This is a genomic window from Bacteroides nordii (assembly GCF_019930665.1).
In the GTDB taxonomy this organism is placed as follows: Bacteria; Bacteroidota; Bacteroidia; order Bacteroidales; family Bacteroidaceae; genus Bacteroides; species Bacteroides nordii.
This window is the reverse complement of sequence record NZ_CP082886.1, coordinates 3316104-3329558: the sequence shown is the minus strand read 5'-3', so window position 1 is coordinate 3329558 and position 13455 is coordinate 3316104. Positions and strand designations below refer to the sequence as shown.

General features: G+C 42.2%; 6 protein-coding genes. 3 read left to right on the top strand and 3 right to left on the bottom strand.

Annotated elements, in window-relative coordinates; translation table 11 throughout:
- Positions 1-64: 64 nt before the first annotated feature.
- Together K8P02_RS13245 and K8P02_RS13240 are read left to right on the top strand one after the other, a co-directional pair.
- A complete protein-coding gene (locus K8P02_RS13245; protein WP_155921408.1) occupies positions 65-2161 on the top strand; it encodes a WD40 repeat domain-containing protein in 2097 nt (698 codons plus the stop codon).
- Positions 2162-2168: 7 nt separating this feature from the next.
- Positions 2169-4931 (top strand): caspase family protein, encoded by a 2763-nt coding sequence (locus K8P02_RS13240; RefSeq protein WP_025866749.1) that lies wholly within the window; start codon positions 2169-2171, stop codon positions 4929-4931.
- 94 nt (positions 4932-5025) lie between these two features.
- Here K8P02_RS13240 and K8P02_RS13235 read toward each other — a convergent pair whose 3' ends face one another.
- The 3 genes from K8P02_RS13235 to K8P02_RS13225 all read right to left on the bottom strand — a co-directional run bounded on the left by K8P02_RS13235 (position 5026) and on the right by K8P02_RS13225 (position 10165).
- Positions 5026-6186, bottom strand: coding sequence for a M24 family metallopeptidase (locus tag K8P02_RS13235; RefSeq protein WP_007487086.1), 1161 nt, complete (start codon positions 6184-6186; stop codon positions 5026-5028).
- Positions 6187-6457: 271 nt separating this feature from the next.
- Positions 6458-7795 carry an NADP-specific glutamate dehydrogenase gene (gene gdhA / locus K8P02_RS13230; RefSeq protein WP_002562420.1) on the bottom strand — a complete coding sequence of 446 codons (1338 nt, stop codon included), beginning with the start codon at positions 7793-7795 and terminating at the stop codon, positions 6458-6460.
- 255 nt (positions 7796-8050) lie between these two features.
- The gene (locus tag K8P02_RS13225) at positions 8051-10165 is read right to left on the bottom strand and encodes a prolyl oligopeptidase family serine peptidase (RefSeq protein WP_025866750.1); all 2115 of its coding nucleotides are present in this window, start codon (positions 10163-10165) and stop codon (positions 8051-8053) included.
- A gap of 141 nt (positions 10166-10306) precedes the next feature.
- On the opposite strand from K8P02_RS13225, the gene K8P02_RS13220 reads away from it, so the two are divergent.
- Positions 10307-13276, top strand: coding sequence for a PEP/pyruvate-binding domain-containing protein (locus K8P02_RS13220; RefSeq protein ID WP_002562418.1), 2970 nt, complete (start codon positions 10307-10309; stop codon positions 13274-13276).
- Positions 13277-13455 lie beyond the last annotated feature (179 nt).

The window sequence follows — 13455 nt, the reverse complement described above, 5'->3', positions numbered from 1 at the left end:
ATTAATGTTTATTTTGCAAAACACATTTAAACATAAACTAAATCATTTTAAAGGTATGAATGGGATGGTACGTGAATTTAGCTCTTGTAGGAGCGTGGCTTTATTGTTTGTAGCTACTCTTTTTTGTGGACAAGCGATGGGGCAATTGGTCGAGAAAAGAACCTTTGTTTCACAAAAAAAAATCAATGCATTTGATAATACTACTTTTTGTACGGCCTATTTGTCGGACGGGACAATGTATACGATGCGTGACATTACGATTAGTGATTTAAGGAACATCGATCGTATTGTTTTTAATCCGACAGGAAGTTCACTGGCTGTGTTGCGCCAGAAGAAGCCGGTAGCTATTTTTTCTTTTCGCGACAGGAATAAAAAACTATTTGAACTGAAAGAAAAAAGAAAGGGACTGAAAGAAAAGCCGTTGGCACTGGCAATGTGCTACGGAAGTGATGCACGCAATTTTATTGTATCCAATTCGCTCGGGGAAATTGTGGTGTATGACACGAAAGAATATTTGCCTCAGGCTTATATTCAGGGAGATGCTCCTGCTACTTCGCTGGCGTTGAGTTCTAATAACTATTTTATAGCTTCGGCTGTAGGAAAAGAGGTTGTTATCTGGAATTTTCAGACCCGGGAAAAGCGAAAGTCTATTCCGATGCCGGCGGTAGTGAAAGAAGTTGCTTTTTCTCCGGATGCTTCGCTGTTGGCAGTGACGACGGATGATAAACGGCTCACGATTATTGATACCAAGAATTGGGATAAGGTGGATATCTTTGATAAACTGGGAGGAATACTGACCTCACCTTCTTTTCATCCGGAAGGAAAATATGTAAGTGTGGTACGCGATAATAAAGATATTATAATAGTCAATCTGAAAAATAGTGTTGTTGAGCAGGAACTACCCGAAGCACAAATAGGTGTTATGGGGACTCGTTTCTTTAAAAATAACCAGAACAGTGAAGTCTTTCTGTTGTCGAACCGCCCTTATCAGATTGTATTCTGGGATGCCAATGGTCTGAATCCTTTCTATGGTAAGATTATGGGTAAAGAGGTGGATGCCAAAATGAACGAATGGGTGAAGATGATGCAGGGTGAATCGATGGAAGATTATGCGATTCGTGTGAATGACGAAAGCCGTTTGAAGCAACAGCAGTTGTTTGCCCAGGAAGTGGCAACCGAACTGGCAGGCGATCGTATCTCTATTGACAATCCGTTCGTGGGCGATTATGATACTTCGAGCAACCTGCTCAATATCGGTTTTAAGGAGTTACCCTCTATCGCATTGGAAGTTCCGGCAGGCGAAGCAGGAGATTTCAATGATGCGAAGAATCTGAAATTTGAGAATGCTGTCTATGTACTGAATGACAAAGATGAATTTGAGCTTGCTTATGTGGAAGTGAAAAATGAAACGACCAATAAGGTGTATATTTATGATAATATCGGGCGTACAAAGCTGACTGCTTTGGAGGCAGATGCCAACTTTGTTCCGCTTGAAATTATGCAGCAGGCTACTCGCGAAGAAGTGCAGTTGAAGGAGATAAAGGAACAGGTGGTGGAAGAGAAAAAACAAGATAAACTGATTACAGATAATACACAGATTAATGTAAAAACAGAAGTAGTGCCGGGTGTGAATGCCGATGGTAAAAAGATTCTGAACTATAAAGTGGGGTATCAGTACGAAGTTATTAATAAGGAGTTTTCTGCAAAAGAAGATTTCCCCTCGGGAGGCTATAACATTGAAAAATCCAATGCTGCTATGTCTTTGATGAAGATTATCAAGAATGCCTTCGAAGGTGATTTCTCTAAATATCTTGCCGAAGGAAAACAGGTAAAAGTGATCATTACCGGTTCTGCCGATGCCAGTCCGATTCGTGGACGTATTGCTTATGATGGCCGTTACGGTGAATTTATGGATGAACCTTATTATAAAGACGGTAATCTGGATAATATAACGGTGACCAAAACATCGGGAATAACCCAGAATGAGCAACTTGCTTTGCTGCGTGCTGCCGGTGTACAAAACTATATTGATAAAAATGTAACAACATTGAATAATACGAAGAACGAATACGAGTATCATGTGGAAGTGGCCAAAGAACGTGGTGGTGAATTCCGAAAGATCAATGTAGAGTTCGTAATTATGGATGCATTCCAACAATAAACAAACAATGAAAAGATTTTTTTTACTGACAATCATTCTCACTGCGGGAGCAGTTGCAGGCAGAGTAGTAGCACAGGATGCTGCCTCTGCTTCCAAACGTGCCAATCAGCAGTATGTGCTTTTTGAAAGTGAGCGCGATAAAGGAACAAACGTAACTGCCATGTATGATTACCTGCTGGATAGTTATGCCAATTTCATTAAAGTGGTGGAGGCACCGGATAACGGTCAGTATCTGGAGGGGGCAAAGAACCGTTTGCGTTCTCTGTATCCCTACCTACTGAACGGAGCGGTGTATTACTCCGAGCAAAAGCAGCCGGCAAAAGCGCTGGATCTTGCTGCTGCTTATATTGATATGCCGCAGTTGCCGGCGTTTAGTAGTGAATTGCTGCCTAAAGACAGCCGTTATGCCTCGGTAGTGTATTACGCAGCTGTTTCGGCCTATAATTTGCAAAAGAATGAACAGGCTCTGAAATATTTCCGGGAGTATTTGAATACAGGTACGGAAGCACAGGAAAAAGACTGCTATGTATATATGAACATGATTTATCAGTCGCAGAAGAAGTATGCCGATCAGGAACGTATCTTGTTGAAAGCAAATGAGAAGTATCCGGTATCGCTCGATTTTTTGTATAATTTGGTTAATGTGTATATTGCTACCAATAATATGGAGAAACTACTGGGAGCAATTGACAAGATTTTGGCTGTTGATCCAAATAATGATAAGGTGTTGCCTATTAAAGCACGCATTCTCGAACGTCAGGGTAAAAATATAGAAGCGCTTGATATCTACAAACGTCTCTATGCACTTTATCCCAATAACTTTGAGTTGATGACCGGTGTGGCCCGTGCCAACTTTAATTGTGCAACGGAAATAGTAAATAACGGTGCTACGATTGCCAATGATACTGAGTATGCATTGGTTCGGCAGCGTGCCTCCAGTTATTTGTTGGATGCAAAAGATCTCTTTTTGAAGATTCTGGAGAAGGACCCCTCTTCCAAACTGTATATGCAGGGGCTTGCTGGAGTTTACCAGTATATGGACATGAAGGCCGAATATGAAGTGCTGAACAAAATAATTGAGGATGGTGCCTCCTATACTTCATTTCCCGGTCGTTTACTGGCTTATAATGAAAGCTTGAAAAATACTGAAAATGTAGTTCGGGAGCAACCATCCGTTCCGGTTCCGGTAGATCCGGCTATGTTAGTGATCCGGGTGGATAGTTTTATCGATGCCAATAATAATAAAGTGATTGATGCCGGTGAAAGCTTTGCTGTTCAGTTTACTGTTGAGAATAAAGGAAAGGGAGATGCTTATAATATTCGTCTCCGCTTGTCCGAACAGCAAGGGTATGATCAGTATTTTGAGGGGCCGCGTGAACTGGATGGAGGAAACATCCCTGCCGGTACTTCCAAAGAGTATACCTTCCGTTATATCGCTAAGAAAGAGATGCCTACTGCATTGGCTAAAATCAATATTTATGCTTTTGAAGCGAATGGATTTGATGCCGATCCTTCTGAATTGATAGTGAATGCACAGGAATATTCGATGCCGCGTTTGCGTATAGCCGACCATCAGTTCTTTGCATCTGAGGGATCTTCGATCACTTTGGGTAAGAATGGTAAACTGACAATTGCCGTACAGAACTTCGGAACAAAAACAGCGCATAACGTAAAACTGAATTTTACACTGCCGAAGAATGTCTATACTACGGATAGTCCGGAAATGACCATTGATAGTATTGCTCCGGGTGATGTGGCGACACTGGACTATGGTTTTCTCGTGAATAAACGTTTCGATGAGGATTCTGTGGCAGTGATGCTGGCAGTGACTGAATCTACGCGTTCGGCTTTTCTGAATGAAGCATATAAAGTGAAAGTGGGTGATTACCTTACTGCGGCAAGTACCATGAATTTAAGCGGAAATGTTATTGCGCGTAAGGCTGTTGCCAAAGACTTCTCGCTTACTTTTAAGAGTGAATTGATGGAAGATATTCCGGTAGGTGCTGTAAACCGTCATCGTTATGCATTGATTATTGGTAATGAAGATTATAGCATGACCGGTGCCAATGCAGAAATCAATGTACCTTATGCCGTGAATGATGCCATGGTATTTCGTGAGTATTGTATTCGTACATTCGGTGTGCCCGATAATCAGATAAAGGTGGTGCCTAATGCTACAGCCGGTATGATGCATGAGCAACTGGATTGGCTGGTAAATATGGCAAGTACTGATCCGGAAGCGGAGCTGATATTCTATTATTCGGGACATGGCAATAATGACGAAGCAACCAAAGAACCCTATTTGTTGCCTGTAGATATTACCGGTAAAAATATCCGCTTGGGTATCTCGTTGGCTGAGTTATATAAAGAATTGGCTACTTATCCGGTGAAGGGTGCGTACGTATTTCTCGATGCTTGTTTCAGTGGTGGCTATAAGAGTGCTGCTCCGCTGCTTGCACAGAAAGGAGTACGCGTAGTGCCGAAAGTAGGATTGCCTCAGGGTAACACTTTGAGTTTCTCTTCGAGTAGTGGTGATCAGACCTCAAGTGTTTATCACGATAAAAAGCAGGGCTATTATACTTATTTTCTGATTAAAACGATTAAGGATGCAAAAGGAAACCTTTCAATGAAAGAACTCTTTGAGAAAACCAGTGCTGCCGTGAAAAAAGCAACTGCCATGATTGGTAAAATACAGGAGCCGCAGTGCATGGTTTCTCCTACATGGACGGAGTGGGAGAATTTAAGGTTGGAAACTCAGATGGAGGAGTAGTGAGGAATGATTAGTGAGTAGTGATAAGTGATTAGTACCGTGCGACATGATGCGCAGCCTACTAATCACTTATCACTACTCACTAATCACTATTTCAGAGTTCAATAATTTCTTCATTACAGATCGTCAGTTTTTCAACTCCTTCGCTGGTGACAGCCCATGAGTTTTCAATACCAACAGGACCGACACCTGGTAGAACGATTTTGGGCTCTAAAGCAAATACCATACCTGGTTCCAGCTCTTGTTTCATACGTGGTGCAATTACAGGCATTTCGTTAATTTCCAATCCAATGCCATGACCGATGAAACGTGCCTGTTGGCTGATGCCCATGAAGTTTTCTGCAAATCCGGCTTTGGTAACCATCTCAATGGCAGTGTTATACAAATCTTCACATACAGCTCCCGGCTTAGCCAGTGAAGCAACCTCGTTTTGTATATCCAGACAAACCTGATGTGCGGCATAGGCTTTTTCACTTAGTTTACCAATAGAGAACACGCGGCTCATATCGCCCATATATCCGTTGAAGTTACCACCTAAATCTACCATTACGCTTTGGCCTTCTTTCAGCGGAGAGCCATTCACTCCTCCCGGCAGTGCCGGATCGAGCCCTTCACCTCCCAAAGCAAAGTCGTAGGGAGAAGGTGCAGCAGCGTTATCACCAGTCAGTACGCTTCCCATGAAGATTTCCATACTTTGACCGAATACGCGGAAAATACCTAATGATCCTTCCAGGCGCATCAAGCGTTCAATTTCGATGGAAAATTCGCGATCAGTCATTCCCGGACGATAGACAGAAGGAATCCGATCGTATGCTTTGGCATGTGCAATTCCCGAACGACGGAACAATTCTATTTCGATGGCTGTCTTTATACTCCGTGCCTGGCGGATAAGCGGGGTACCATTAACAACTTCTATATCGGGAAACATGGCAGCCAGGCGTACATATTCTGTATAGGGCAGTTCGTCACCTTCGAGCATCAGTTTGGTTGGCATAGGCAATTTTTCCTCTTTCAGGATATCTATGATCTGTTCCGGCTTGCGGACAGAGAAGATATGTTCTCCCGATATATTGTTGGGACGTTTTACAAATAAGCGGGCGGGAGCGTTAAGAGGTAAGTATAAATATCCGCTGACAACGCGGCCATACGTATAGAGCAAGTTTACATTACAAGTGATTAGTGCGGCATCAATGCCTTGTTGAGCCATTAGCCAGCGTATTTTATCGCGGCGCAGTTTTAATTCCGGTTGTAACATCTCATTATTATGTTTTGATTTTGAGATGCAAAGTTAGGCTATTTTAGTTGAAAATGAAACCTTCCGGTAAAAAAGTGCGCTACCCACGTCCTGTCCCAGGAGGAGAGTAGCGCAAACCACAAATACAAATACAACTAAACAAAGTTTTTCTATTTACGATTAAACAATCCGGAGATTTACGATTAGACGATTTACCATTTACGATTGAAGTTACTTGTGAATAAATAGATGTAATCCCAATCGTAAATAGTAAATCGTCCAATCGTAAATCTTAAATAATTCCTTGTCCAAGCATCGCATGAGCCACTTTCATGAATCCTGCAATGTTGGCACCTTTCATATAATTGATATAACCGTCACTTTCAGTACCATATTTTACGCATTGGGCGTGAATATCGTTCATAATCTGATGCAGATTCTTATCTACTTCTTCTGAAGTCCAGGAGATATGCATTGCATTTTGAGTCATTTCAAGGCCGGAAGTTGCTACACCTCCAGCATTGACTGCCTTACCCGGACCATACATGATACGTGCAGCAAGGAATGTATCAATAGCTTCCGGACGGCATCCCATATTAGACACTTCACCTACACACATCACTCCGTTAGCAACCAATTGTTTGGCGTCTTCTTCGTTCACTTCATTCTGAGTGGCGCAAGGCATAGCGATATCTACTTTCTGTTCCCAAGGTTTTTTACCCGGGTAGAAAGTTGCATTCGGATATTCTTCGGCATAAGGAGCTACAATGTCATTACCGCTGGCACGCAGTTCGAGCATATAGTCTATTTTCTCACCGGAAATACCATCCGGGTCATAGATGTAGCCGTCAGGACCAGAAATGGTAACCACTTTGGCACCTAATTCTGTAGCTTTAATAGCAGCACCCCATGCTACATTACCGAAACCGGAGATGGCTACTGTTTTACCTTCAAAACTGGTTCCTTTATCTTTCAGCATTTGCTGAACGAAATAGCAGGCACCAAAGCCGGTAGCTTCGGGACGGATACGGGAACCGCCGAACTCCATACCTTTACCGGTGAAAGTGCCAGTATGTTCGCGTGTCAGCTTTTTATACATACCAAACATATAACCAACTTCGCGGCCTCCTACACCTATATCACCGGCAGGTACATCCATATCCGGACCTATATGGCGCCATAATTCGAGCATAAAAGCCTGACAGAAACGCATGATTTCGGCATCGCTCTTTCCACGGGGAGAGAAGTCTGAACCACCTTTACCACCACCCATCGGCAGGGTAGTCAATGCGTTTTTGAATGTTTGTTCGAAGCCCAGGAACTTCAAAATAGAAAGGGTTACAGATGCATGGAAACGGATACCGCCTTTATACGGGCCGATAGCATTATTGAACTGTACACGATAGCCTAAATTGGTTTGTACTTCACCTTTATCATCTACCCATGTTACACGAAACGTAAAGATACGATCCGGTTCGACAAGTCTTTCTATTATTTTGGCTTTTTCGAACTCCGGATGCAGATTGTATATATCTTCAATAGAGAGAAGTACTTCTTTGACTGCCTGAAGGTACTCAGATTCACCGGGATGTTTCGCCTCAAGAGAGGACATAATTTTCTGAATGTTCATAATACTATGTTTTAAAAGGTTTATTCTGATAAAATGTCAGCTACTGACACTGCAAATATAGGAAAACTTTTCTATAAACCTCTTTTTTATGGTGATATTTTGATTAAATAATGATAAAATGACAAAAGTAGGAAGGGATTTACGATTAGACGATCCGGAAATTTACAATTAGACGATTTACGATTTACGATTGAAATTACTTGCAAATAAATGTAATCCCAATCGTAAATTGTAAATCGTCTAATCGTAAATTATTTAAAGTGTTGTTGGATTCATTTCCAAATTATACATAATAAATCCGTATATATCGGCTTGCTCTTCCAGTACTTTTGTCATTGGTTTCCCCGCTCCGTGTCCGGCTTTGCTATCGATGCGGATAAGGGTTGGATTAGTACCGTCATTGCACTCCTGCAAAGTAGCTGCAAATTTGAATGAATGGGCCGGAACTACTCGGTCGTCATGATCGGCAGTAGTAACCATGGTTGCCGGATACTTCGTACCAGGTTTCAGATTATGTAGTGGAGAGTATCCTTTAAGGTATTCGAACATCTCTTTGCTGTCTTCACTTGTTCCATAATCACTGGCCCAGTTCCAGCCGATAGTAAACTTATGATATCGGAGCATATCCATAACTCCCACCTGCGGAATGGCTACTTTGAACAGTTCGGGGCGTTGCGTCATACAGGCACCTACCAGCAAACCACCGTTTGAACCACCTACGATGGCTATTTTATCCGGATTGGTATACTCATTGTTGACAAGGAATTCGGCGGCAGATATAAAATCATTGAACACATTTTGCTTTTCCATCTTAGTACCGGCAACGTGCCACTCTTCACCGTATTCATTACCACCCCGCAGGTTTACCTGTGCATAAATACCTCCATTTTCAAGGAATGGAATGCGGTTGATGCTGAATCCCGGGTTGAGGCTGATGCCAAACCCTCCGTATCCATAAAGGAATACCGGGTTTTGCCCATCTCTCTTCAAGTCTTTTTTATATGTAAGGAACATCGGAATCATAACACCGTCTTTACTGGGGAAGAAGATCTGTTCGGTTATGAATTCGTCCGGGTTGAACTTTACTTTCGGAGCACGATACAGTTCATAAGTATTTGTATCCATATCATATTTATAGGTGGCTCCGGGAGTAGTAAATGAAGTAAAACCAAAAAAGCATTCTTTATCATCTTTGGTGCCGCTGAAACTTATGGAACCTAATGAGGGGAGTTTGATTTCATGTAATCTTTTCCCATTAAGATCATGGACATAAGCGTGGTTGGATGCGTCTTTGTCGTAAGTCAGAAAGAGTTTACCACCAATTATTTCTGCATCGGAAAGAACGTTGCTGCATTCGGGTACAAGTTCTGTCCAGTTTTCCAATATTGGATTGTTGATATCAGCCACCATAATCCGGTTTTTCGGAGCACCGTAATTGGTAAATATATACATTTTGTCACCGATAACCTCTATCGGAGAATATTGGTAATCAAAGTCAGTAGTCAACTGTATAAGTGGTGCATTTGATTTTTCTAAATCCTTTATAAATAAGTTGTTTCCTCTTCCGGCTCCCGATTCATATATAAAGAGAATGCGTTCATCTTTACTTGTGCCGGCCGAATAGAAACGTTTCGGATATGCGGGATTCTCGTATATTAGCTTATCCTCAGCTTGCGGAGTACCGATTTTATGGTAATATATCTTATGGTTTTCATTGACATTAGAGAATTCTTTACCTTTTGCCGGAGCATCGTATGCGCTATAATAAAATCCATCCTTTTGCCAGGCTGCTCCTGTGAACTTGGCCCAGTTAATATGATCTTCGAGCAATTTGCCTGTGGCGGTATCCATTACAAAGATCTCGGACCAGTCCGAACCACTACGCGAAATGGTATAAGCTGTATATTTACCATCGTTGGAAAAAGAGAGGCTGGTGAGTGCTACCGTACCATCATCTGATAATTGGTTCGGATCCAGAAAAACACGGGCTTCTCCGTCTAATGAGTCTTGTACATATAATACACTCTGGTTTTGCAATCCATCATTTTTATAAAAATAGTATTTTCCATGTTTCTTGAATGGAGTACCTATTTTCTCATAATTAGCCAGATCGGTTAAGCGTTTCAGCAATTGCTCACGGAAAGGTATTTGAGCCAGGTATGCGTTTGTCACTTTGTTTTCTGCTTCTACCCAGGCGGCGGTAGCAGCACTGGTATCATTCTCCAGCCAGCGATAAGGGTCGGGTACTTCTGTACCGAAGTACACATCTATTGTGTCTACTTTTGTCGTTTCCGGGTAGACCAATTTTTTTTTGGGGGATGTACATGACATGACCATAATTCCACTTAATAATAAGACTGTTCTTTTCATTATAAATAGTTGTTTGTAGTGAGAAAAATACAAATATATACAGAAGCGGTGAAATAACCACCTTTAATTCTATAAAATTCATTTGCATTTCCGGATAAAAAAGGCGAATTTTGTCTTTCAATTTTTAACTACAGGAAATCCATGCTCAGTAAATACAAATTAAATCAGCTTTATTTCAAAGATACGCAGTTTGCCAATCTGATGACGCGGCGTATTTTCAATGTCCTGTTGATAGCCAATCCGTATGACGCTTTTATGCTTGAAGATGACGGGCGTATTGATGAAAAAATTTTTAACGAATATACTTCCTTGTCGCTTCGCTATCCTCCCCGTTTTTCGCAGGTTTCTACAGAAGAGGAGGCTTTGGCACTGCTTGCAAGTATGACATTTGATCTTGTTATTTGTATGCCGGGTACGGGAGATAATGACAGTTTTGATATCGGGCGTCATATCAAGAGTTTGTATGAGCACATTCCTATTGTCATTCTTACTCCTTTCAGTCATGGTATTACAGCACGTATTGCCGATGAAGATCTGAGCGCATTTGATTATGTGTTCTGCTGGCTGGGCAATACCGATCTGCTGGTATCTATCATTAAGTTGATAGAGGATAAGATGAATTTGGAGCACGATGTGGCAGAAGTAGGAGTACAGCTTATTTTACTGGTGGAAGACGGCATCCGTTTCTACTCTTCGGTGTTGCCCAACCTGTATAAGTTCGTCCTGAAGCAGAGCCAGGAGTTTTCTACTGAGGCCCTGAATGCTCATCAGCGTACTTTGCGTATGCGTGGACGTCCTAAAATAGTACTGGCACGTACGTATGAAGAGGCTATTACTCTGTATGAAAAATATAAAAACAATATACTTGGGGTGATTACCGATGTGCGGTTTCCTCGTGTAGAGCGTGGGGAGAAGGATGGGTTGGCAGGTATTAAACTTTGTGCTGCCATACGAAAAGAAGATCCGTTCGTGCCCCTTATTATCCAGTCGTCCGAATCGGAGAATTCTTCCTATGCAGCCAAATATGGTGCCAGTTTTATTGATAAGAATTCCAAGAAAATGGATGTGGATCTGCGCCGTATTGTTTCTGACAATTTTGGTTTCGGAGATTTTGTCTTTCGTAACCCCGAAACGGGAGAGGAGATTGCCCGCGTGCGGAACCTGAAAGAGCTGCAAAATATTCTTTTTGCTGTTCCGGCCGAATCATTTTTGTATCACATTTCACGCAATCATGTATCGCGCTGGCTGTATTCGCGGGCTATGTTTCCCGTGGCGGAATTCCTTAAACCTATCACCTGGAATAGCTTGCAGGATGTAGATGCTCACCGGCGGATTATCTTCGAAGCCATTGTGAAGTATCGTAAGATGAAAAATCAGGGAGTGGTGGCTGTTTTTAAGCGCGACCGTTTCGACCGTTATTCCAATTTTGCCCGTATCGGTGATGGGTCTTTGGGAGGCAAGGGACGTGGACTGGCTTTCATTGATAATATGGTGAAGCGTCATCCTGAATTTGAAGAATTTGAGAATGCCCGTGTTGCCATCCCGAAGACGGTAGTACTCTGTACGGATGTCTTTGATGAATTTATGGACATCAATAATCTATATCAGATAGCTCTTTCTGACGCCGATGATGATGTGATTCTGAAATACTTTCTGAAAGCAAAGTTGCCGGACAGACTGGTAGAAGACTTTTTCACTTTTTTTGATGTGGTGAAGTCGCCTATTGCCATTCGTTCCTCTTCATTGTTGGAAGATTCCCATTATCAGCCATTTGCCGGGATTTACAATACTTATATGATTCCTTATCTGGATGATAAGTACGAGATGCTCCGTATGCTTTCCGATGCTATCAAAGGGGTGTATGCATCTGTCTATTTCAAAGACAGTAAAGCATATATGCAGGCTACCTCCAATGTGATCGATCAGGAGAAGATGGCTGTTATCCTGCAAGAAGTGGTGGGTAACCAGTATGGCGACCGCTATTATCCGTCTATGTCCGGTGTGGCCCGTTCGCTCAATTACTATCCGATAGGAGATGAGAAAGCGGAAGAGGGTACGGTCAATCTCGCTCTTGGGCTTGGTAAATACATTGTGGATGGCGGAATGACGCTTCGTTTCTCTCCCTATCACCCCAATCAGGTATTACAGACCAGTGAAATGGAAATAGCTTTAAAGGAGACGCAAACCCGCTTTTATGCGCTCGATCTTAAAAATGCAGGAGAAGACTTTTCTATTGATGACGGATTCAATCTGCTGAAACTTCATGTGAAAGAGGCGGAAAAAGATGGTGCGTTGCGTTACATTGCTTCTACTTATGATCCTTATGATCAGGTGATCCGCGATGGATTGTATCCGGGCGGACGCAAAGTGATCACGTTTGCCAATATTCTGCAACATGATGTATTCCCTTTGGCTCGTATCCTGCAATTGGTTTTGAAACATAGCGAACAGGAGATGCGTCGCCCTGTAGAGATAGAGTTTGCTGCTACTTTGAGTCGTGAACAAGATAAGACGGGTACATTCTACTTGTTGCAGATTCGTCCCATTGTCGATACAAAAGAGATGCTTGACGAAGATCTCACCGCTATTCCGGATGAAGATGTCATTCTGCGTTCTAACAACTCATTAGGACACGGAATCATGAATGAAGTGTGTGATATCATTTATGTTAAGACCGACGGATACAGTGCCTCCAATAATCAGGCTATTGCCTGGGAGATAGAAAAGATGAATCAGCAGTTCTTAAACGAAGGGAAGAATTATGTACTGGTTGGACCCGGACGATGGGGAAGTAGTGATACTTGGCTCGGCATTCCGGTGAAGTGGCCGCATATTTCTGCTGCCCGTGTCATTGTGGAAGCCGGGCTGACGAACTATCGGGTAGATCCCAGTCAGGGAACACACTTCTTCCAGAACCTTACTTCGTTTGGAGTGGGCTATTTCACTATTAATGCTTTTATGAATGACGGTGTTTATAATCAGGACTTCCTGAACGCACAGCCTGCTGTTGAAGAAACGAAATTCTTGCGGCATGTGCGGTTTGAAAAACCAATAGTAGTGAAGATGGATGGTAAGAAAAAGTTGGGAGTGGTGTTGATGCCACAAGATTGATTCTTTTGGTGGCGTTTTACTTTCACTATAGAACGCTAAGAGACAGTTTTGATTTAGCTCTGTTATGTAGTCTGTTTGTTATTGAGTGTGTAATGGAGCTGAATCAAAAGTAACAATATTTTAAACGCAAATATCCCCACATATCCGCTTTATTAAATTTTTAGTAGTGTAGATCATAA